General features: G+C 34.9%; 18 protein-coding genes. 9 read left to right on the forward strand and 9 right to left on the reverse strand.

Features of this window, described 5'->3' with window-relative positions; all coding sequences use genetic code 11:
• Positions 1-44: 44 nt before the first annotated feature.
• Complete coding sequence (locus ACGLWY_RS05660; RefSeq protein WP_396618704.1) at positions 45-893, reverse strand: UDP-2,3-diacylglucosamine diphosphatase; 849 nt, start codon at positions 891-893, stop codon at positions 45-47.
• A 655-nt stretch (positions 894-1,548) separates the two neighbouring features.
• On the opposite strand from ACGLWY_RS05660, the gene aroC reads away from it, so the two are divergent.
• The 3 genes from aroC (at position 1,549) to ACGLWY_RS05675 (ending at position 5,379) form a co-directional block, all read left to right on the forward strand.
• Complete coding sequence (gene aroC, locus ACGLWY_RS05665) at positions 1,549-2,613, forward strand: chorismate synthase (protein WP_396618705.1); 1,065 nt, start codon at positions 1,549-1,551, stop codon at positions 2,611-2,613.
• 472 nt (positions 2,614-3,085) lie between these two features.
• A complete protein-coding gene (locus ACGLWY_RS05670; protein ID WP_396618706.1) occupies positions 3,086-4,531 on the forward strand; it encodes a dicarboxylate/amino acid:cation symporter in 1,446 nt (481 codons plus the stop codon).
• 29 nt (positions 4,532-4,560) lie between these two features.
• Positions 4,561-5,379: a sulfurtransferase gene (locus ACGLWY_RS05675; RefSeq protein WP_396618707.1), complete on the forward strand. Its 819-nt coding sequence runs from the start codon at positions 4,561-4,563 to the stop codon at positions 5,377-5,379.
• Between the two features lies 1 nt (position 5,380).
• Here the strand turns inward: ACGLWY_RS05675 and ACGLWY_RS05680 are convergent, their stop codons facing one another.
• Both ACGLWY_RS05680 and ACGLWY_RS05685 read right to left on the reverse strand, forming a co-directional pair.
• A complete protein-coding gene (locus ACGLWY_RS05680; protein ID WP_396618708.1) occupies positions 5,381-5,797 on the reverse strand; it encodes a thiol-disulfide oxidoreductase DCC family protein in 417 nt (138 codons plus the stop codon).
• Positions 5,794-7,959, reverse strand: coding sequence for a DNA mismatch repair protein MutS (locus tag ACGLWY_RS05685; RefSeq protein ID WP_396618709.1), 2,166 nt, complete (start codon positions 7,957-7,959; stop codon positions 5,794-5,796). Before ACGLWY_RS05685 ends, ACGLWY_RS05680 begins: the two co-directional genes overlap by 4 nt.
• Positions 7,960-8,146: 187 nt before the next feature.
• Between ACGLWY_RS05685 and ACGLWY_RS05690 the strand changes: the two genes are divergently transcribed.
• Positions 8,147-9,238 carry a DUF2911 domain-containing protein gene (locus ACGLWY_RS05690; protein ID WP_396618710.1) on the forward strand — a complete coding sequence of 364 codons (1,092 nt, stop codon included), beginning with the start codon at positions 8,147-8,149 and terminating at the stop codon, positions 9,236-9,238.
• 192 nt (positions 9,239-9,430) lie between these two features.
• Here ACGLWY_RS05690 and ACGLWY_RS05695 read toward each other — a convergent pair whose 3' ends face one another.
• A complete protein-coding gene (locus ACGLWY_RS05695) occupies positions 9,431-10,012 on the reverse strand; it encodes a tRNA-(ms[2]io[6]A)-hydroxylase (RefSeq protein WP_396618711.1) in 582 nt (193 codons plus the stop codon).
• A gap of 170 nt (positions 10,013-10,182) precedes the next feature.
• Positions 10,183-12,318 (reverse strand): ATP-dependent DNA helicase RecG, encoded by a 2,136-nt coding sequence (recG, locus tag ACGLWY_RS05700; protein ID WP_396618712.1) that lies wholly within the window; start codon positions 12,316-12,318, stop codon positions 10,183-10,185.
• An 83-nt stretch (positions 12,319-12,401) separates the two neighbouring features.
• Between recG and ACGLWY_RS05705 the strand changes: the two genes are divergently transcribed.
• The 3 genes from ACGLWY_RS05705 (at position 12,402) to ACGLWY_RS05715 (ending at position 16,290) form a co-directional block, all read left to right on the forward strand.
• Entirely contained in the window at positions 12,402-14,405 is a 2,004-nt protein-coding gene (locus ACGLWY_RS05705) for a M1 family metallopeptidase (protein WP_396618713.1), read from the forward strand.
• A gap of 98 nt (positions 14,406-14,503) precedes the next feature.
• On the forward strand, positions 14,504-15,406 hold the full coding sequence (locus ACGLWY_RS05710; protein WP_396618714.1) for a patatin family protein: 903 nt from the start codon (positions 14,504-14,506) through the stop codon (positions 15,404-15,406).
• A gap of 2 nt (positions 15,407-15,408) precedes the next feature.
• Positions 15,409-16,290, forward strand: coding sequence for a patatin family protein (locus ACGLWY_RS05715; RefSeq protein WP_396618715.1), 882 nt, complete (start codon positions 15,409-15,411; stop codon positions 16,288-16,290).
• A 30-nt stretch (positions 16,291-16,320) separates the two neighbouring features.
• Here ACGLWY_RS05715 and ACGLWY_RS05720 read toward each other — a convergent pair whose 3' ends face one another.
• Positions 16,321-16,842 (reverse strand): hypothetical protein, encoded by a 522-nt coding sequence (locus tag ACGLWY_RS05720; protein WP_396618716.1) that lies wholly within the window; start codon positions 16,840-16,842, stop codon positions 16,321-16,323.
• Between the two features lie 68 nt (positions 16,843-16,910).
• The gene (locus ACGLWY_RS05725; protein WP_396618717.1) at positions 16,911-18,461 is read right to left on the reverse strand and encodes an FMN-binding glutamate synthase family protein; all 1,551 of its coding nucleotides are present in this window, start codon (positions 18,459-18,461) and stop codon (positions 16,911-16,913) included.
• Positions 18,462-18,615: 154 nt separating this feature from the next.
• On the opposite strand from ACGLWY_RS05725, the gene ACGLWY_RS05730 reads away from it, so the two are divergent.
• Positions 18,616-20,949, forward strand: coding sequence for an ATP-dependent helicase (locus ACGLWY_RS05730; RefSeq protein WP_396618718.1), 2,334 nt, complete (start codon positions 18,616-18,618; stop codon positions 20,947-20,949).
• A 6-nt stretch (positions 20,950-20,955) separates the two neighbouring features.
• Here ACGLWY_RS05730 and ACGLWY_RS05735 read toward each other — a convergent pair whose 3' ends face one another.
• Positions 20,956-21,921 carry a glycogen-binding domain-containing protein gene (locus ACGLWY_RS05735; RefSeq protein WP_396618719.1) on the reverse strand — a complete coding sequence of 322 codons (966 nt, stop codon included), beginning with the start codon at positions 21,919-21,921 and terminating at the stop codon, positions 20,956-20,958.
• The gene (locus ACGLWY_RS05740) at positions 21,918-22,883 is read right to left on the reverse strand and encodes a hypothetical protein (RefSeq protein ID WP_396618720.1); all 966 of its coding nucleotides are present in this window, start codon (positions 22,881-22,883) and stop codon (positions 21,918-21,920) included. The genes ACGLWY_RS05735 and ACGLWY_RS05740 overlap by 4 nt, the downstream gene beginning before the upstream one ends.
• 159 nt (positions 22,884-23,042) lie before the next feature.
• On the opposite strand from ACGLWY_RS05740, the gene ACGLWY_RS05745 reads away from it, so the two are divergent.
• Positions 23,043-23,663: an L-threonylcarbamoyladenylate synthase gene (locus ACGLWY_RS05745; RefSeq protein WP_396618721.1), complete on the forward strand. Its 621-nt coding sequence runs from the start codon at positions 23,043-23,045 to the stop codon at positions 23,661-23,663.
• The last annotated feature ends 12 nt before the right edge of the window (positions 23,664-23,675 follow it).

Genomic DNA, 23,675 nt, shown 5'->3' on the forward strand with positions numbered 1-23,675 from the left:
AAAGTCACAGTGTTCAGTGATAGTCTTGCATCTTTGCAAAAAAGCTATTTGGCTTTCTTTTCATGCTGTTCTACAATGGTAATGGCTGCAATTAAATCTTTAATATCCATGTCTTCTATTTCTTCATCAACATAAAAAGGGGAGAGCTTGTCTTGGTTGTAACTGTAAATTTTCCAACGTTTAAATTGGTATTCTAAAGCGGTAAAATTTTCAACCCAATCACCAGAATTCAAGTACATGGTTTTACCGTGCTTATTTTCTATATGTTCCAGTTTTGGTTGGTGTATATGTCCGCAAACTACATAATCATACCCGTTTTCAATGGCTAAATCTGAAATAACCTTTTCAAAATCATTAATATATTTAATGGCCCCTTTTACGCCATTTTTAACTTTTTTTGATAAGGAGTAACGTTCTTTTCCACGACGTTCTAAATACCAGTTAACAAAACGGTTCAACAAGGTTAATGCGTCATAACCATAGCCACCTAATTTCGCTAGCCATTTGGCATTTTGTATAGACACATCAAACACATCGCCATGAAAAAACCATGCTTTTTTGCCATGTAGTTCTAAAACCAATTTATCTACTATGGAGATATTCCCAATGGAAGTACCACTAAATTTTCGAAGCATTTCATCATGATTCCCAGTGATGTAAATAATTTCTACACCTTCAGCAGACATGTTCATGATCTTTTTTATAATTTTTAAATGCGATTTCGGAAAATAGCGTTTGCTAAATTGCCAAACATCCATGATATCTCCATTTAAAATAAGTTTTTTTGGCTCAATGCTATTTAAGTAGTTTAACAAGTGTTTTGCATGACATCCATACGTGCCCAAGTGTACATCTGATATGACGGCAATTTCTATTTTACGTTTAATTTTCAATTTTCTAATTTGCTTTTTGTAAAATACTTGATTTTATATTACTTAATCGTTATCCTATAATTATATTAACATGAGTATATTGTTAAACAAGTGTTACCCTGTTTGCGTTATTTCATTTCCATATCTCTGAGGAATAGCCATTAGTCAATAGTCATTAGTCATTAGCCAATAGTAAGTGGTCAATTCAACGATTCAACGATTAAACAATAAACAATAGTCAATATAATCCATAGCTTCGACAAGCTCAGTTTGACAAAAAGGTTCTCTATAGGCTTTCAGCAATGTAGCCACTGGTCAATAGTCATTAGCCAATAGTAAGTGGTCAATTCAACGATTAAACAATAAACAATAGTCAATATAATCCATAGCTTCGACAAGCTCAGTTTGACAAAAAGGTTCTCTACAAGCTTTCAGCAATGTAGCCACTGGTCAATAGCCGATAGTCATTAGCCAATAGTAAGTGGTCAATTCAACGATTCAACGATTCAACAATAAACAATAAACAATAAACAACAGTCAATATAATCCATAGCTTCGACAAGCTCTTTTGTGTTATAGGACTTTATGATTATAGATATTAAAATAAATAAATCATAGCTTGTATTTGGTGTACTTGATTTATAAAAAAGCTTTATTTTAGCAAAAAATTATATTTATGGCTGGAAATTCTTTTGGAAAACTGTTTACTCTAACGACTTATGGCGAATCTCACGGACCTGCATTGGGCGGTGTTATTGATGGTTGCCCATCGGGAATTGAATTGGATTTAGAGGCTATTCAACAAGAATTGGACAGAAGAAAACCAGGGCAATCTGCCATTGTTACCCAACGTAAAGAACCAGATACTGTAAAATTTCATTCGGGAATATTTGAAGGTGTAACAACAGGAACCTCTATTGGTTTTGTTATTGAAAATACCAATCAGAAATCACACGATTATTCGCATATAAAAGATAGTTACAGACCAAGTCATGCCGACTATACTTACGATAAAAAATACGGCGTGCGCGATTACCGTGGTGGTGGGCGCAGTTCTGCACGTGAAACGGCATGTCGTGTGGTTGCTGGCGCTATTGCAAAACAAATGCTAAAAGGCGTTGAAATTACTGCTTATGTGTCGGGTGTTGGTCCCATGAAGCTTAACAAACCATACAACGAATTAGATTTAACCCAAGTAGAATCGAATATAGTACGTTGTCCAGATGCAAAAATGGCTGCAGACATGGAAACGTTTATTAAAGAAGTTCGCGGAAAGGGCGATACCGTAGGTGGTATTGTAAGTTGTGTTATTAAAAACGTGCCTGTTGGTTTGGGTGAACCTGTTTTCGATAAATTACATGCCGAACTTGGAAAAGCCATGTTATCCATCAACGCCGTAAAAGGTTTTGAATATGGTAGTGGTTTTGAGGGTAGTACCATGTATGGTAGTGCGCATAACGATTCGTTTAATGCCGATGGCACGACTAAAACCAACTATTCTGGTGGTATTCAAGGCGGTATAAGCAACGGTATGGATATTTATTTTAATGTCGCCTTCAAACCTGTGGCGACTTTAATCCAAAAATACGAAACCATCGATAAAGAAGGCAATGCAGTAGAAATGCAAGGAAAAGGACGTCACGATCCATGTGTTGTACCAAGAGCCGTACCTATTGTAGAGGCTATGGCGGCTTTGGTAATTGCCGATTTTTACTTGCAAAATAAAATATATAGTAAGTAGTTATTTCTCGTTTTTAGCTTTGTTTTGGGTGCAGCAGAAAGATTTCATGGAGGCTAACTTATTGGTTGTGTTTTACATGTTTTAAAAACCGTTAACAAGAGCTAGCTAAAAAACAATATCTTCAAAAGTTCTAAATGAACTCGTTTAAAGTTTTTCAATTTGCTAAAAAATTGCTGATTTTAGCTCTGTTTTTTCCTTTTCTTCCTTCCGTAGCTTTTCCAACGCGACAAGCTGGCTCCTTCTCTAAAAAGGTTTACTAAACCTTTTCTTTACGCTCGGCCCTAACTCAAAAAAGCCTTCAACAGAACTAAAACCCCCTAATTTTCGCTTAATTTCAAAAACTTTAAATGAGTTCAACTTATAAAACAGAAACTACCAAATAAATAAGAATTATAAAATTCTTATCTTGCCTTCAAATTTTTAAAAATCAATAAAAACATCCCTCTTTTTTGGAGAGGTTAGAATAGGCTCTATGAAAAAACTAGCACTACATTGGAAAATCTTAATAGGTATGACGCTCGGTATTATATGGGCATTACTTTCAAGCTCATTAGGTTGGAGTGCGTTTACCATCAATTGGATTGATCCATTTGGCACTATTTTCATCAATTTATTAAAGCTTATAGCCGTACCTCTAGTGTTATTCTCTATAATTGGTGGTGTTGCCAATATTGGCGACCCTAAAAGTTTAGGTAGAATGGGCGGAAAGACTTTGTTTATTTATTTAATAACTACGGTCATGGCCATTTCTTTAGGCTTGCTTTTGGTAAATGTTATAAAACCGGGTAAGTTAATTGATGAACAGAGTAGAATCGATAACCGCATTAGTTATGAAATTTGGGCAGCTTCCGAAGGCCATGAAGTTAAGGATGGTATTAATTATTTAAAAGATCCCCAGTTTTTTGAACGCGCACAGGAGATTTCAAAACTAACAAAATCTGAATTGAAGGAAGCGTCGGTTTCAGATAAACTTGAAAAAGCCAATAAGCAACAAAGTGTTTCTCCGCTACAGCCTTTGGTAGATATAGTGCCCGATAATTTTTTCGCATCGCTTTCCAATAATGGATTGATGTTGCAAATTATCTTTTTTGCCTTATTTTTTGGGATATGTTTATTGTTTATTCCTGATGATAAATCACAACCGGTTTTAACCTTGGTGGACGGGATTAATGAGGTGTTTTTGAAAATGGTAGACTTGGTTATGCAAGCGGCTCCATTTTTTGTGTTTGCGTTATTAGCAGGTGTGGTTAGTAAAATGGCGGGAGACGATATTGGTAAGGTCATTGAGATTTTTAAAGGATTAAGTTGGTATTCGTTAACTGTTTTAGTAGGGCTCTTACTAATGATTTTTGTAGCGTATCCAACCATATTAAAACTATTTGTAAAGAAAATACCGTATTTAGGATTTTTTAAAGCTATGGGACCAGCGCAAACCTTGGCGTTTTCAACATCTAGTAGTGCTGCAACACTTCCTGTTACCATGGAATGTGTAGAGCAAAATTTGGGCGTCGATAAAAAAGTGAGCAGTTTTGTGTTGCCTATTGGAGCTACTGTTAATATGGATGGTACCAGTTTGTACCAAGCAGTTGCCGTTATCTTTTTAGCACAAATGCATATGATCGATTTAACAATTGGTCAACAATTAACCGTTGTTATAACTACAACGCTAGCATCCATTGGATCTGCCGCTGTACCAAGTGCTGGTTTGGTGATGCTAATTGTGGTGTTGAATTCGGTGGGATTAAACCCCGTTTGGATTGCTATTATTTTTCCTGTGGATAGGATTTTAGATATGTTTAGAACTGTGGTAAACGTAACAGGTGATGCAACAGTTTGTTCCATTATTGCCGATGGTGAAAGTATGCTAGACTACCACGATACTAAAAACCCAACCGAAACATTCGATTTAGATTCATAAACAGTCTCATAAACCAAAAATAGTTTGTTATGACTAAAATAAATAAGTTGCAACCCGTAGTTTCCGTATCATGGCTTCACAATAATTTAGAAGCTGAAAACTTAGTTGTTTTAGACGGCACCATCAATAAGGTGTTCGATACCTCACAATTTCAAATTCCGAATACACGATTATTTGATATAAAAAACAAGTTCAGCGATACCACAGCACCATTTCCATCAACGTTTCCTTCAGAAGAACAATTTCAAAAATCTGCAAGAGAACTAGGCATTAATAATGATAGTGCGATTGTGGTTTATGATGACAAAGGTATTTATTCCAGTGCCCGCGTTTGGTGGTTATTTAAAGCTTTTGGTTACACTAATGTAGCAGTTTTAAATGGTGGTTTCCCAGAATGGAAAAAAGCAGGATTTGAGACGGAATCGATGAAGCGCTATACAGGTAAGCCTGGTAATTTTAAAGCAAGTTATAAGCCTGAATTCATGAAGTTTTTTAATGATGTAAAAATAGCTTCGGAAACAAAGAGTCATACCATCATTGATGCACGCTCCGAAGGTCGGTTTAAAAGTTTAGAGCCAGAACCAAGAGTAGGTTTGCGTATGGGAACTATTCCTAATTCGGTTAACTTGCCTTTTGAAGATTTGTTAGTCGATAATCAATTGTTAACCAATCAAGAAATTGAAGCTAAATTTCAAGCTTTAGCTAAAAAAGAAGATCCCATTATCTTTTCCTGTGGTTCAGGTATTACAGCTTGTGTTTTAGCTTTGGGTGCCACTATTTCAGGATATGAAAATATGGCTGTTTATGACGGTTCTTGGACGGAATGGGGGAGTTTGGTTCCTGAATAAATCATTCCAAAAACTTAGATTTTAATTCAGGCGTAGGGATCCAGCAAGATTCTTTTTTACCATACCATTTATAACGATTTTTAGCAATATAATCATAGACCCAATTGCGAATAAACGGCGGAATTATAAAAAATGCTGTCATTAAATTTTGCGGAAACCCCAACTGACTTGCGATTTTTAATGCAGCAGTAGATTTGTAATCAACACCTTTTTCGGGCGTATATAACAAAATGGAATCTACTTTGTTGGTGTCTATTTTATATGTTTCGATTATTTGTTGCCCGATGTCGCTTTGTAAAGCGGCAAAAAGAAATACATTGTTTTTGTCATGTTTAATAACGTATTGGACAGACGAATTGCAAAGATTGCAAACACCATCAAATAATATCAGTTTTTTATGGTCGGGTAAGGTTATCATTTTTTAGCTTCTACTAACTCCAATTGTTCAACGCTTACATTAGTCGTAAATATACCATAATTTACAACGGCTTTGTTTTTTTCAATTTTATCAATGCTACCAATAGCGCGTCCATCGTTCATACGTACACGGTCTCCAACTTTTAAAGTTACTTTCGGTTTTGGGGTTTCAATGGCTTTCTTCTTAGTTTCTTTTTTCTTTTCACGAATAACTGTTACGACTTTTTCGGCTTCTTGTTTAACCTTTTCTTCTTTTTCTTTTATTACTTTCTTCTCTTTAGCTGTTACTTTTTTTCTTTTGGAGTTTTCAATTTGAACCACTTTAAAAAGTTCCCCCATTAATTCTTTTTTCTGCTTGTTCTCAAAATATTTTTCGGCAATATCATTTACTTTTTGTCCTAAATAAATCAGGCGTTGGTTGCTATCGTACAACTCTTGGTAGCTTTCCAGTTTCTTTTGAATTCTCGCATTGATTTCTTCTAACTTACCAGCTTCCTGAATTTTTTTCTTTTCATTCAATTTTAACGATTCTCCTGTTTTTTCAAGCTTCGAACGTTCTTTTTGAAGCTTTGCAATGGTAGCATCAAAACGCACTTTACTACGTTCAATTTTCTTTTTGGCTCGGTTTATCAACCCGAACGGAATACCATTTTTCTGAGCGACTTCAAACGTAAAACTGCTTCCTGCTTGTCCAATAACCAGTTTATATAAAGGTTCTAAGGTTTTTTCGTCAAATAGCATATTGGCATTGAGCATAAAAGGCAACTCGTTTGCCAATATTTTTAAGTTCGCGTAGTGTGTTGTAATAATACCAAAAGCTTCCCGATGGTAGAATTCTTCTAAAAATGTTTCGGCTAAAGCGCCACCCAGTTCGGGGTCACTTCCCGTACCAAATTCATCAATTAAAAAGAGTGTGTTCTTGTTGCACTTCTTTAAAAAATAATTCATTTGCTTTAATCGGTAGCTATAGGTGCTTAAATGGTTTTCAATAGATTGATTGTCACCAATATCACTTAGAATTCTATCAAACAAACAGGCTTTACTACGTTCATGCACAGGAATTAGCATACCGCTTTGGAGCATCACTTGTAGTAACCCAACGGTTTTTAGCGTGATACTTTTTCCGCCAGCATTTGGTCCGGAAATAACAATGATGCGACTGTCTTGTTCCAATGCTATCGTCTGCGGAAATGTTTTTACTTTCTTTTCAAAATTATTTAAATAGAGCAGTGGGTGATATGCATCACGCAAGAACATGCTTCTGTCTTCTGAAATTTCAGGAAGAATGGCATTCATGGAACGCGCATATTTTGCTTTTGCTGAAATGACATCAATGGCTACTAAAAAGTCTTGGTAGTTTTCTAAAAGTGATAAAAACGGACGAATAAAATTGGTGAGTTCTTTTAAAATGCGAACCACTTCTTCATTTTCCTCGAATTCTAAATTATTGAGTTCCCGTGAGTATTTTAGGGTGGCTTCGGGTTCCATATATACAATGCTTCCCGTTTTACTACTACCCATAATGGCACCTTTGACTTTACGGCGGTACATGGCTTTTACCGCTAAAACACGTCTGTTTTCTACAACACTTTCTCGAATATCATCTAAATATTCAAGACCATGATACATATTTAAAGCGGTTGTAAAACTTTGGTTTATTTGTCCTTTTACTTTGTTTATAGACTGTCGTAAATCGAAAAGTAGGCTAGATGCATTGTCTTTAATATCGCCAAATCGATCTATAACAGCATCAACTTTTTCAATAATGGCTTTAGTGACTTCAATATGTGATGCAAATTCATTAAGGTTTGGATAGTAAACATCAAACTTTTTTAAAAACGTAACAATCTCGTTGGTTGTTAATGATATAGCGACAATTTTTTTTAAACTATGGACTTCTAAATAGGTGTTTTCAATGCGTAACAGTTTGATTTCTTTGGTTATGGCATCAAAACCGTGATTAGGTATTCGATTGTCGTTATAAAAAGACGACAGATATTCGTTGGTTAATTGCAAATTATTAAGAAGTAATTCTTTGGTGCTAAAAGGTGTTATTTGCAGTGCCTTTTCGTTTCCTAATAAGGTGATGCAATGTTCGCTAACTTGTTTTAAAACCGTAGAAAACTCTAAATCTTGTAATGTCTTTTCGTGAATGTGAATCATTTTAAAATTATGGTCTAAATGATAAATCTCGCAAAGTTAAACATTATGTTTGAGATACTTTCTACTGTTAAATTCTTCTTAACGAATAGTTAATTAACAGTTTAGGATTTTTCTTTAACAGAATCCTAACAGTTGTATGTCTTATTTGTAGCTACTTTAGGAACTACCAATTTAAAAACCAAGAATTATGAAAAACAACTATTTCACTAAAATTTTTATTTGTTTAGCACTTTTTGTAGGTGTTCATGCATTCGCTCAATTAAATATGCCTCGTGGAAGTCAGCATGCAACCGTTTCACAGCGTGTGGGTATATCAGATATTACAATTAACTATTCCAGACCAAGCGTTAAAAACCGGGAAGTATGGGGGAAATTAGTGCCTTATGGCATGAATAATCTCGGATTTGGTACCTCTACTGCTGCACCGTGGCGTGCTGGAGCTGATGAGAATACCACTATAACCTTTTCTCATGACATGAAAGTTGAAGGACAACCTATTTCTGCAGGAACTTATGGATTTCATGTTGAAGTGAAGCCAGATAATAAGGCAACTATTATTTTATCAAAAGACTCTAAGGCTTGGGGTAGCTTTTTCTATGATGAAAGCATGGATGCATTAAGAGCCGATGTCACTACAAACACAGTGGCACATAAAGAATTATTAACATATGAATTCAACACCGTTACGCCAACATCTACCACAGTTTCATTAATTTGGGAGAAAAAGGAAATTCCTTTTACTATAGAAGTTCCAGTGACGGAGATTGTTTTAAACGATTTAAGGGAACAGTTTAAAGGTCAAGCAGGTTTTAGTAGACAGAATTGGGAACAAGCTGCAAATTATGCTTTAAATAACGGTGGTGATTTAAATGAAGCTTTGGGCTGGATAGACGCCGCTATTTCCGGACAATTTTTCAGTCAAAAAACATTTAATAATCTAGCTATTAAAGCACGAATTTTAAATAAACTAGGAAGAACCCAAGAATATGAAGCGTTAATGGATGAGGCTTCTGGTATGGCAAATAAGAACCAATTAAATAATCTGGGGTATCAAATGCTGGCAGCCAATGATTATGACCGTGCCTTAAAATATTTCAAAAAGAATGTAGCAGATTATCCAAACGATGCCAATTCTTATGATAGTTTGGGGGAATGTTATAAAATGATGGGCGATAAGAAAAACGCCATTAAAAACTTAAAAAAATCATTATCGTTAAATCCACCTGCAAACGTTAAGGCAAATTCCGAAAAGCTTTTAGCGGAACTGGAGACTATGTAATAATTCATCAATCAAACAGCAAACAGTGATTAGAGAGGCTGTCTAAAAAGTCCTTTAAATTTATTTGTCAGGTTGAGCTTGTCGAAACCGATATTGATTACCAGTAAGTTAAAATATTTCGACAAAGCCTGTGCTGAGCTTGTCGAAGTGCTCAATATGACATAGAACTAGACTTTTTAAACAGCCTCTTTTTTATCCATGAATGGTTTCGCTTTTGCCGTAGTTTTTTATGACTTCGCATTCAAAGGCCACCAGTTCTTCCCAACGTTTATCAACATTTACACCTTTGCCATATTTTCTAGCGTAGCTTATAAAAAGAGTATAGTGCCCTGCTTCACTCACCATTAAATCATAATAAAACTTTGAAAGTTCGGGATCTTTAATCTCTTTTGATAAAAGTTTAAAACGTTCGCAACTTCTAGCTTCAATCATGGCAGAAAACAACAGTCTGTCCACCATACATTGCAAGCGATTTCCACCTTTATTCATGAATTTATAAAGTTCGTTTACGTAGCTGTCTTTTCGTTCTCTACCCAATTTATAACCACGCTTTTTAATGATGTCGTGCACCATTTGAAAATGTTCCAATTCTTCTTTGGCAAGTTCCAATAAATCAGTAACCAAATCGGGGTATTCAGAATTAAGTGTTATAATTGAAATGGCATTGGTAGCAGCTTTTTGTTCGCACCATGCATGATCGGTTAATATCTCCTCAATATTCGACTCTACAATATTTACCCAACGCGGGTCGGTTTCTAACTTTAAATGAAGCATTCTTACTATTATAATGTGTATTACAAAGATAGTTATTAATTTAATTGATTGTTGACCGATTCACTTTTCGTCAGTTAAACCCTGAGCACTGAACCCTGGAAGACGGAAAATTATTAGGTTTTCAATAAATCAACGAATCAACAATTTTATTATATCGAACCCCCGTTAATTTAAGAGATATAATTCCAAATATTCTTATACTTGCCCAAAGCCTTGTAGGTGTTTAAAATAACTTTATTATCCATATCTGATAACGTAGGGTCTTCTTTAAGTAGTTTTTTAGCGTAAAACCGGGCGCTTTGTAAAATATCTTTGTCTTTTATGATGTCGGCAATTTTAAGGTTTAAAACACCACTTTGCTGGGTTCCCATAATGTCTCCGGGACCACGTAAGCGTAAATCTACTTCTGCAATTTCAAATCCATCACTGGTTCTTACCATGGTTTCTAAGCGGGTTTTACTGTCGCTACTTAATTTATGCCCCGTCATCAAAATACAATAGCTTTGTTCGGCGCCACGACCCACACGGCCCCGTAGTTGGTGTAATTGCGATAAGCCAAAACGTTCGGCACTTTCAATAATCATAACTGATGCATTCGGGACATTGACGCCTACTTCAATAACGGTTGTGGCAACCATTATTTGTGTTTCGCCTTTAATGAAACGTTGCATTTCGAAATCTTTATCAGCAGGTTTCATTTTACCATGAACAATGGAGATTTGATAGTTAGGCATCGGGAAATCCCGTGAGATACTTTCGTAGCCATCCATGAGATCTTTATAATCCAACGCTTCACTTTCTTGAATAAGTGGGTACACAATATAAATTTGCCGCCCTTTAGCTATTTCGTCTTTAATGAATTTAAAGACATTCAATCGGTTTTTATCATACCTATGAACCGTTTTTATGGGTTTTCTTCCTGCAGGTAATTCATCAATAACCGAAATATCCAAATCGCCATAAACCGACATGGCCAAGGTCCGTGGAATGGGTGTTGCCGTCATTACCAATACGTGTGGAGGTATAGCGCCTCCAATCTCATTTTGGGAGGATTGAGAAGGACCCTTACGCCATAATTTACTGCGTTGTGCCACGCCAAAACGGTGTTGTTCGTCTATAATAGCGAGTCCTAAGTTTTTGAATTTTACCTTATCTTCAAGAAGCGCATGAGTGCCAATTAATATCTGTAAATCGCCGTTTTCTAATTCGGCATGAATTTTTTTTCTTTCTGAAGTAACACTTGAACCTGTGAGTATTTTTATATTGATATTCAATCTATTACATAGTTCTAGTAAACCATTATAGTGTTGGACTGACAAAATTTCAGTCGGCGCCATTAAACACGCTTGAAAACCGTTGTCAAGTGCCATTAACATTGACATAAACGCTACAATAGTCTTTCCGGAACCCACATCGCCTTGTAACAACCGATTCATTTGAGCGTTACTGCCTAAATCGGCTCGAATTTCTTTTAAAACACGTTTTTGCGCACTGGTTAATTCGAAGGGTAAATGCTTGTTAAAAAAGGTGGTGAAATAATGACCAACATGTTCAAACGGAACCCCTTTAATTTTTGATTTATGAATTAAATTTTTGATGATAAGTTGCAACTGAATATAGAAAAGTTCTTCAAATTTTAAGCGAAACTGTGCCCGTGCCAATAACTCTTGACTTTTAGGAAAATGCACATTAAATAAGGCGTCACTTTTTTTAATTAGTTTTAATTCGGAGCGTAATGGTTCTGAAAGTGTTTCTGCAAATCGCCCCCCAGTTTCAATAAATAATTCCTGAATAATTTTACTAATCACACGGTTGCTGATGCCCTTATTTGATAGTTTTTCGGTAGAAGGATATACGGGTTGCATCGCAGAACGTAGATTTTTTTCATGTTCTTCCTGGAGTTCCATTTCCGGATGCGCCATATTGAATTTTCCGCTAAACCAATTTATTCTACCAAAAGCCACATAATTGGTGTTTGGTTTTAAATTTTCTCGAATCCATTTTTGTCCACGAAACCAAACCAATTCCATAACCCCCGTATCATCCTGAAAGGTAGCCACTAAGCGTTTACCTTGCTTTTGGGCAACTTCTTTAAACGCTACTATTTTGCCTATAACTTGTACATCGGCATTGCTTTGTTGTAGTTGATTGATTTTGTAATATTGCGTTCTGTCAATGTATCTGTTTGGAAATAAATTTATTAGATCTTGATACGTGTGAATACCTAACTCCTTACGAAGTAAATCGGCTCTATTTGGGCCAACACCTTTTAAGTAATCTATGGGAGTTTGAAGATTGGTAGTCATAGGAGACGAATTTAAGGCATTTCAATCAATTCGAAAAATAGAAAATTTATGTATTTTGGCTTAATGGTTGATATCTCAAGTGTATGAATAGATTCTTAATTATAATTTTATTACTTTTTACTTCTAGTTTACAAGCACAACAAACCAATTATGTTGACTTTAAAACAGCAAAAGCAGATATTGTTTTTGGAGATTTGAGTAAAAAGGAAGTTGGAGGAACTATTGTTTATGAATTTGAAGTTTTAAAAAGCACAGATTCCATTTATATGGATGCGGTTAATTTTTCCGAAATAAAGTATGTTCTAGATGGAGCAATTAAAGGTGAATTGTATGACGGAAAGCATCTAATTATTAAATATCCTTTCAAATTAAATACACGCCATAGAATTGATGTTACTTGGAAGGCAAAACCAACAAAAGCCATGTATTTTATTGATTGGGAATATGAAGAAGGTAATAAACAAATTTGGACACAAGGTCAAGGCAAATACACCAGTAATTGGCTGCCGAGTATAGATGATATGAATGATAAAATTGAATTTGATTTAAGTATCACATTCAATAAAGATTATGACGTGATAGCCAATGGCAAATTGACAAATCACCAAGTCAACAATTCTACAATTACGTGGCATTACAATATGCAACAACCCATGAGCAGCTATTTAGTGGCCTTAGCAATTGGTAAATACTATAAAAACACAGAACTGTCTAAAAGCGGTGTTCCTTTAGAAATGTATTATTATCCAGAGGATTCGTTAAAATTTGAACCAACGTACCGGTATACCAAACAGCTATTTGATTTTCTTGAAGAAGAAATAGGCGTGCCGTATCCGTGGCAAAATTACAAACAAGTGCCAGTAAAGGACTTTTTATACGCGGGTATGGAAAATACCAGCACCACTATTTTTGCTGATAGCTTTGTCATCGATTCCATCGCCTTTGTAGATAAAAACTATGCGAATGTCAATGCCCATGAACTCGCACATCAATGGTTTGGTAATTTAGTTACCGAAACTTCCGGTACCCACCACTGGCTTCAAGAAGGGTTTGCGACTTATTACGCCTTGTTAGCCGAACGAGACGTGTTTGGAGACGACTATTACTATTGGCAACTTTATGAGTATGCCCAAGAACTATTGGAACAGGATAAAGCAGAACAAGGCACTTCGCTTTTAGATCCAAAATCGAGTAGCACCACGTTTTATAAAAAAGGGGCTTGGGTATTGCATATGCTTCGGGAACAGGTAGGTGATAAAGCGTTTAAAACGGCTATTAAAAATTATTTAGAAAAACACCAATTTAAAAATGTGGAGACTGATGATTTTATTGTTGAAGTTGAAAAGGCTAGTGGGCAGGATTTAGATGAATTTGTAAAAGTGTGGTTGGAAAGCGACATCTTTCAATATGAAAAGTGTATTAATTCATTAAGTAAAAATTCAAAACAAATGTCAAAAATGATTGAATTGGATCAAGAGTTGCTTTTTTCGTCTCATTCTCCAGACTATAATGTTGATAGATACTTTGACAAAGCGACGAGTTTGCAATTAAAAGCATATTTGTTTTCTAAAGATATGATTACCATTGTTCATGACAGCATAATTAAAAAAGCTTTAAATACAAAAGATATAAAAGTCCGTCAAGCCCTAGCTATAAATAAAACAGAAATACCATCTGAATTAAAAGCAGATTATGAAACTCTTTTAAATGATGAATCTTATCTCACCATAGAAAAAGCATTATTCAATTTATGGTTGAATTTTCCGCAAGAGCAAAAAAAATACTTAAGTAAAACAAAAGGAATTCAGGGGTTTAATGATAAAAACGTGCGTATTCTTTGGTTAACCTTAGCGTTAATTACTGAAGATTTTGAGCCCGAAAATGAAAACATGTATTTTGAAGAACTCACGGATTATACAGACCCAAGATATGGTTTTGAAATCCGACAAAATGCTTTCCTGTATTTGCAACAAATAAAAGCCTGCAAAGAGGCTTGTGCAGAAAACTTAAAGCAAGCTGCTGACCATCATAGTTGGCAGTTTTCAAAGTTTGCTAAATCCTTATTGGAAGTGATTGATAATGATTAGTATATAGAACTCGTTTAAATGCTATCTATAAAACATACAAAATGAATATTTTAATCAGGTATCCGTCATAATTTTTATATTTACAAATAAAACAGAATTTGAGAGCATTAGTAATTTCTGGCGGTGGTAGTAAAGGTGCTTTTGCAGGAGGTGTTGCGCAATACCTCATTGAAGAGCTCAAGCGCGATTATCAATTATATATTGGTACTTCTACGGGCAGTTTGTTGACATCTCATTTGGCTTTGCAAAAAATTGAAAAGATTAAAGATGTTTATACCAGCGTAACCAACGATAGTATTTTTGATGTGTGTCCATTTGTGATTAAACAAAAACATGGTGCCCAAAATATAGCCATAAATCATTTTAATGTAGTCATGAATTTTTTAAGGGGCAGTAAAACCTTTGGCGAAAGTCATAATTTAAGAGATTTAATTAAAAACACTTTAACCATGGAGGAGTTTTTAGTCTTAAAGCATTCCACCAAGGATGTCGTGGTAACTGTGTCTAATTTATCACTAAACCAAGTAGAATATAAATGTTTAAGGGATTTTGATTATGAAGAGTTTATAGATTGGATTTGGGTGTCATGTAACTATACACCATTTATGACCTTGGTTAAAAAAGATGGTTGTGAATATGCCGATGGTGGTTTAGGTAATATGGTTCCTATTGAGGAAGCTATAAATCGCGGTGCCACCGAAGTTGATGTCATTATTTTGCAAACCGAAGTAAACCAGTTTAATAGATTGGCGTCAAGAAACCCTTTTTCTTTATTGACAAATATGTTTGCTTTCATGTTGGATAGAATTGAGTCTCAAAACATACGTATTGGAAAATTTGCAGCAAACCATAATGATGCCATTATTAACTTTTATTATGCACCTACCGTTTTAACAACTAATTCGCTTATTTTTAATAAAGAGAAAATGACAAGTTGGTGGCAAAGTGGTTATGACTTTGCTAAATTTAAAAACCAAGAAACAAGTCAATTAGAAAGTTAATTATGAGGGCATTAGTAATTTCTGGCGGTGGTAGTAAAGGGGCTTATGCAGGTGGTGTCGCCGAATATTTAATTAAAGAAAGAGGACATGTATACGATTTGTATGTAGGAACCTCTACAGGGAGTTTATTAGTGCCACATATTGCTGCTGGTAAGATTGACAAAATTTATGATGTGTTTACAGACGTTAAACAAAGTAATATTTTTAGTGTCAATCCTTTTCGAACACGAAAAAAGGGAGATAGAGAATATGTGTCTATAAACTTTATAAACTCATTGTGGCAATTTATAAAAATGAAGCGCACTTTTGGTGAAAGCAAAGCACTGAAACGTTATCTTAAAAAACACTTTACGGAAGAAGAATATAATTTTATAAAAACAACTAAAGAAGATGTGGTTGTAACGGTTTCGAATTTATCTCAAAATAGGGTGGAGTATAAGTCTATAAAAGATTTTTCTTATGATGAATTTTGTGAATGGATTTGGATTTCGTGTAACTATATCCCTTTTATGTCGTTAGCAAAAGTAAATGGTTTTGAGTATGCCGATGGTGCTTTTGGTTGTGTGGTACCTATACGGGAAGCAATACAACGAGGCGCCACCGAAATTGATGCAGTAGTTTTGGAATCTGAAAATCTAGAGTACATGAAAGTATTGGGCAAAAACCCATTTTCTTTGATGCTCAATTTGTTTGGGCATTTATTAGATCAAGTAGAGCGAAGTGATATTCTTATAGGAAAGCTTGCGGCTAAGAATAAAGGGGTAAAACTTAATTTGTATTATACACCTTCAAAGCTCACTGAAAACTCATTGATATTCAATAAAAAACTCATGGTTACATGGTGGCAACAAGGGTTTGATTACGCAAAGAGCAGGCATAAATAAGCATGTCGAATGAATTACGCATTGATTCATTTACCATAATTCAGATACTTCTTCTTTTACAAATGATAATGCAGCATCACTTGGCGAGCGTCGTTCCATCATTTCGGTTAAAATAACTTCTCTAAGCTTGTTGGCGGTATCGGTTTTTTCAAGTAAACTAGCTTTTCTTATTAATTGAATCGTAGCATTTTTCGCTGCATTAATAATGTTCCAACACCTCTCACTTATATAGATTTGCTGTGATAAATTGTGTTCAAATTCTTGCTCAATATTCTGTATAATTAAAGCTTCATAAGCTTCTTTATCTGAAGATGTTGGAGGAATTCTAATTAGTAAATTTGATGGCGTCATGCGTTCTAAAAACAATACCATGCGTTCATAGGCTTGTAATCGCATCGGCAAGGTGTTAACTTGTAAATCTTTTTTCAATAAAAACCGTCTTCTGCCATCTTCGTTTTTGGTGTGTTCCTTAAAAAAATAATAAGCAATAAGGCCAGTAATTAATGAAGGAATAGCAAATAAAAAAAGGTCAATTAGTCTGTTAGCATCCATAAAGGTATCATTTGATTAAGTAGGTATATTTTCAATTAGCTGTTGAACTCATATTTATATTGAAACTGCTAACTTATTTTCCCCCCCAAATATAAGCAATCTTTTAAATCTTGCATAGAAGTAAACGGCACAAGTGTTTTCTCGTACATATAGGTTTTGTTTAGCTCTTTTGAAAGATTATGGTCGTCTACATTAATTTCAACATCTTCCATTTTAAATTGGCAGGGATGTTCATAGCCTGCAGCATGTGTAATTTCAATCAATTCTTTTTTAAATGTTTTAAAATACTGTGCTAATCGTTCCGATTTTAAGGTAGGGTCAATACCATTTTGCAGCCATTTATTTTGCGTAGCCACGCCACTTGGACACCTGTTTGTGTGGCATATTTGAGCTTGAATACAGCCAATACTCATCATCGCTTCACGTGCCACATTAATACAATCGATTCCCATAGCAAATGCCATAGCTGCTTTTCCGGGAAAACCAAGCTTACCGCTACCAATAAATACAATACGTTCAGTCAAGCCTTTTTTCTGAAACAATTTATATAAATCACTAAAGCCATATACCCATGACAGCGATACATGGTCTGCAAAACTAGGAGGTGCTGCACCTGTACCACCTTCACCACCATCAACTGTAATAAAATCGGGACCTTTACCAGTTTTAACCATGATATCTGCTAGCTCTTCCCATTGTTCTAATTTCCCTATTGCTGCTTTTATTCCGATGGGTAATCCTGTAGCTATAGCTATTTTCTCAATAAAATCAACCATCTCAGGGACATTGGAAAAAGCTTTATGGTTTGGAGGTGATATGACATCTTTGCCAACTTCAACACCTCTAATGTCGGCGAGTTCTTTAGTTATTTTTGCACCCGGTAGAACCCCGCCTTTTCCTGGTTTAGCACCTTGGGATAGTTTTATTTCAATGGCTTTTATAAACGGATTGTTTTCAACCAATGCCACTAATTTTTCCATTGAAAACCCACCATCTTCCGACCGAACTCCAAAATACCCTGTTCCAAAATGGAAAATAACATCGCCACCATGTGAGTGATACGGTGACAAACCGCCTTCACCTGTATTATGATAAGCATCGACTATTTTAACACCTTTGTTTAAAGATTCTATAGCTTTTGCAGAAAGTGAACCAAAACTCATTGCCGATACATTGATAACAGATGCAGGTCTGAAAGGTTTTTTACGCTTGTGATAAGCACCCATTACTTTAGCACAGGGTAAAAAGGTTTTATCTATACTATTCGGGTGATTTTCATCAATTTTATAAGGCATCATCGCATTGTTTATAAATATATGATGGTGTGCATAAATATCTCTATCGGTACCAAAACCTTCGTAATTGTTTTCTTTTTTAGCCGAAGCATAAATCCAGCCCCGTTCTATTCTGTTAAAAGGGAGTTCCTCTCGGTTATTAGCTACCAAATATTGTCTTAATTCTGGACCAATTTTTTCTAGTGCATAGCGTAAATGTCCAACAATGGGGAAGTTGTGGCTAATAGTATGTTTTCTTTGAATAAAGATATCTCTTATAGCTATTAACGCCAAAGCAATTAGTATCCAACCCCACCAAGAAATATTCGATAAAAATATGATCATAGTACTTTAAGTAATTTTTTATTTCAGTATAAATATATTTATTAAAAAAATAAATAAAGCCGAAGTATGTACTAATTGTTTATAATTATTAACAAATCTGTTTAAATAAAAGCATAACAATGTTTAATTTCACATCGTAAAATTTTATGCAGTTTTGGAAAAATATTTAAGTCAGTTAAACGAAGCCCAATTAGAGCCCACCATACAAAAAGACGGGCCAATGATTATAATAGCTGGCGCAGGTTCTGGTAAAACACGTGTGCTTACCTACCGTATTGCTTATCTAATGAGCGAAGGTGTCGATCCGTTTAATATATTATCATTAACATTTACCAATAAGGCGGCTCGAGAGATGAAAGAGCGTATTGCCACTATTGTTGGTACAAGTGAAGCGAAGAATTTATGGATGGGAACTTTTCACTCGGTTTTTGCTAAAATCTTACGTATTGAAGCCGATAAATTAGGGTATCCAAGCAATTTTACCATTTACGATACGCAGGATTCCGATAGATTGATTTCTTCTATTATTAAAGAAATGAATCTTGATAAAGATATTTATAAATACAAACAAGTTCGTTCTAGAATTTCATCCTATAAAAATAGCTTGATTACCGTACGTGCCTATTTTCAAAACCCAGAATTAATTGAAGCCGATACCATGGCAAGACGTCCACGTTTGGGTGATATTTATAAAGAGTATGTAGAGCGTTGCTTTAAAGCTGGAGCAATGGATTTTGATGATTTATTGCTAAAAACCAACGAATTACTAACACGTTTCCCAGAGGTGTTGATGAAATATCAAAATCGTTTTAAGTACATTTTGGTTGATGAGTACCAGGATACCAACCATTCACAGTATTTAATAGTAAGGGCGTTGTCCGATAAGTTTCAGAATATTTGTGTGGTAGGTGATGATGCGCAAAGTATTTATGCATTCCGTGGCGCTAACATCAATAATATTTTAAATTTCCAGAAGGATTATGATGATGTAAAGGTATTTCGTTTGGAGCAAAACTACCGTTCCACCAAAAACATTGTAAATGCTGCCAATTCAATTATTGATAAAAATCAAACCAAATTAGATAAGGTCGTTTGGACAGCCAATGATGAAGGTGAAAAAATTGTAGTAAATCGCTCGTTAACCGATGGTGATGAAGGGCGTTTTGTAGCAAGTGCCATTTGGGAAAACAAAATCCAACATCATGTAGCAAATAGTGATTTTGCTGTTTTATATAGAACCAATGCCCAATCGCGTGCTATAGAAGATGCCTTAAGAAAACGTGATATTCCATATAGGATCTATGGTGGTTTGTCTTTCTATCAACGAAAGGAAATAAAAGACGTTTTATCATATTTACGATTGATTATAAACCCTGCCGATGAAGAAGCTTTAAAGCGTGTTATCAATTTTCCACCACGAGGTATAGGTGATACAACCATAGATAGATTAGTAGTAGCTGCTAACGGTTACAAGCGTTCTATTTTTGAAGTAATGAAAAACATCGATAAAACCGATGTAAAAATAAATTCGGGTACGAAGGGGAAGCTTCAGGATTTTGTGACCATGATTGAAAGCTATCAGGTGCTAAATCAAACCGCCGATGTTTTTGAATTGGCAGAGCATGTTACCAGAACCAGTGGATTAATTAGGGAGTTTAAAAAGGATGGTACCCCTGAAGGTGTTACCAGAATGGAAAACATTGAGGAGCTTTTAAATGGTATGAAAGACTTTGTGGAAGGCCAAAAAGAATTGGCTGACACCACAGGTAATTTAGCAGAATTTCTAGAAGATGTGGCTTTGGCAACCGATTTGGATGCCGATAAAGGCGATAGTGACCACGTAGCATTAATGACCATACATTTAGCTAAAGGTTTGGAGTTTCCGTATGTGTTTATAGTTGGGTTGGAAGAAGATTTATTCCCAAGCGCCATGAGTATGGGGACACGCAGCGAATTGGAAGAGGAGCGCCGTTTGTTTTATGTCGCCTTAACACGTGCCGAAAAACAAGCCTATTTAACCTATGCGTTGTCTCGCTACCGTTGGGGGAAATTAGTAGATTCTGAACCAAGTCGTTTTATAGAAGAAATTGATGAGCAATATTTAGAAATCACAACCCCAATTGAAGAACGTCGTTTTAACCCCATGTTGGATGCCGATATTTTTGGTGATGTAGAACCAAATAAAATCCGGTTTAAACCTGCAAAACAAGCGGTGTTAAAAAAGGGTGGTTCAACGAAAGAAGAGCCTGTTAAGTTTCAGGTAACCACACCTAAAAATTTAAAGCCTGTAACAGCGACTGATAGCAATACCAATTTATTCGACAGTAAATTAGTGATAGGTAATCTGGTTAAACACATGCGTTTTGGTACGGGTGAAGTTTTAAAAATAGAAGGAACAGGTGCCGATGTGAAGGCCGAAATTAAATTTCAGCACGGAGGCATTAAAAAATTATTGTTACGTTTTGCTAAGTTGGAGGTCATAGGCTAAAGGGTTTTATTTAACCATACGGACTGAATTTACATGCCCATTGCCATCATATTCTTTTACGGTATTATGGGGATCAGTTATCCATTCGCCATCTACTATAAATTTATAATGGTGCTTGCCTCCAGATAAAGGTATAACGTATTTCCATCCATAATCTGTTTTTTGCATCACGAAATCTTGTTCGTTCCAATTATTGAATGAACCCGAAAGAACTACTTTTTTAGCATTTGTGTAACCTCTAAGCTTAAAAGTGGTGTATTCTTTTATATCCAGTACCGAATTGAACTCATTGAATTCATTTCTTTTTTTATGAGGGTTGTTTGGGTCTTCCATCCAATGTCCATCAACAATAAAACGATACTCATATTCCCCAGGTTTTATTTGTAAAGTGAGCTCCCAAGCATCGTTAACTTTTTTCATTATAAATAGATTTTCATTCCATTTATTGAACGATCCAGCAACAATTACCTTTTTTGCATTCTTATAACCGTGCAGCTTAAAACTAGCATTTCCATTTTCGCTTGGGTAGGCGGTGTACATCTTTAAATTGTAAACGCCAAGCCTATGTCCATCTTTGGTAGCTTTTGTAATATTGAGGTCTTTTCTAGAGGGTTCTGCCCAATATGAATTGTTAATAATGTATTTGAATTCCCAAGAAAACTCATCATTAAAATCATCAATGTTCTTTCTTAATTCGTACTTGAATTCGCTGATTTTTTTCATTTTCCAGTTATTTCTGGACCAATTGTTGAATTCCCCGGAAACCACAACATTTTCTATGTTGAAATCATTAAAATCGAGCACTTGTCCAGTATATTCTTGAGTGAATTTTGAATAATCCCGTACATCAAATGAAAACACAACCGTATCGCCTTCAATTTTGTAGCCTTTGAAGAATTCTTTTTGTGCATAAGAAATGAAACTTACAAGTACAAAAAACAAACAATTGATATGTGATTTTAGCTGTTTCATTGTTGATTTATCGGGTAATCAATAAAATATAATTTCTCCTTTTGATAATTAATTATGGTTCTTTTTTGAGCAAAAAACTCATAGCCTAAAACACCATCTAAATTGGTTCCAAAAGTATCATTCATTTTGTTCAAATTGGTTAGAATGGTAAACATGGGGCCAAAATAAATAGTTTCACTTAATTTAACGCGATGCAATTTTCCTGCCAATACTTCTATTTTTTTGTTGCTGGCATCAGTTAAGGTCAATCGCTTTATAGGAATAAAATATTTTAATACTTTTTTGTTAATGCTTTTATTAATTTGATTAAACTCTGCCGCTGTATCCAAACCAAACTTCACCTCTTGATTATTGATGCTTCCACTTATAATGATGGTGTGCTTTTTTAATTTAAAATCTAGGCTATCAATAATCTTTTCTAAATATACGTTCTTATTTAATGGGTTGCCAAAGGCATCAACTTTAGTTAATGTTATTTGATTTAAATATAGATCAATAAATACCTCGTAATCCTTTAAAATACTGTAGCCAATGATGCCTAGAAATTTTGCTTTCTTTATTGTTTCAATATGTGATAAATCAATGACATCTGAATTTTTGTTTTCTAATTTAAAATCTCTTATTTGAAATTCTTTGATGTGCCTTTCGTAAGGACTGTCTATGGATTGTAAAACTCCGGAAACTTCTTGTGATTTTCTTTGATGTTCATATAATTTTGGAAAATGAACCTTATTCAAAATTAAGGCTTCTGAACCTGTATCAATAATAAAATGGCCTTTTTTATTTAAAACTTCTGCTTCAATTACAATTAAGTGATCTATTAGTTTGAAAGGAATTCGGATGGTAAACTCGTTAACAACTTCTGCTTGAGGAAAAACAATACTACTTTTGATACCATTAGTTGCACAAACAAAATGGCTGTTAAAAGTGAAGAATATTATAAAAAGCAAAAATCTTAGCATACATAACTAAGACTATTATATAACTGAAATGTTACATTTTTTTATTTTTAATTAGCTGTTTACTAAAACTGAGACAGCCTCTAAGCAGAAGAAACCTAGATTAAAATATTTCATAACAAAAATAATATTTACTTTTAACGGTAATATAAAATAATTGTTATGGCTGAGTTTGTTAGGATATATGAAGAAAACCCCAATCCAAAAGAAATTGATAGGGTGGTGGCTGTTCTAAAACGAGGAGGATTAATTATTTATCCAACCGATACGGTTTATGGTTTGGGATGTGATATTAATAATTTAAGAGCGCTTGAACGTGTGGCGCAAATAAGAGGTGTTAAGCTAGAAAAAGCCAATTTTTCGTTTGTTTGTCATGATTTAAGCCATTTAAGCGATTACGTAAAACAAATCGATACAGCCACTTTTAAAATATTAAAACGTGCGCTACCAGGCCCTTACACATTTATTCTTCCAGGTTCTAACAGTTTGCCAAATCCGTTTAAAAAGAAAAAAACGGTGGGTATCCGTATTCCTGCCAACAATATTGCATTGGAAATTGTAAAGAAACTGGGAAACCCCATAATATCAACGTCTATTCATGATGAAGACGCCGTTATTGAATATACCACCGATCCTGAACTTATTTTAGAAAAATGGGATAATTTGGTCGATTTGGTTATTGATGGTGGTTATGGTGATAACTATGCTTCTACGGTTATCGATTTATCGGAAGATGAACCCGTTATTATTAGGGAAGGAAAGGGGAGTTTGGAGATATTTTAATCGCTAATACTT

Source organism: Mariniflexile sp. HMF6888 (assembly GCF_044335535.1).
Lineage (GTDB): Bacteria > Bacteroidota > Bacteroidia > Flavobacteriales > Flavobacteriaceae > Mariniflexile.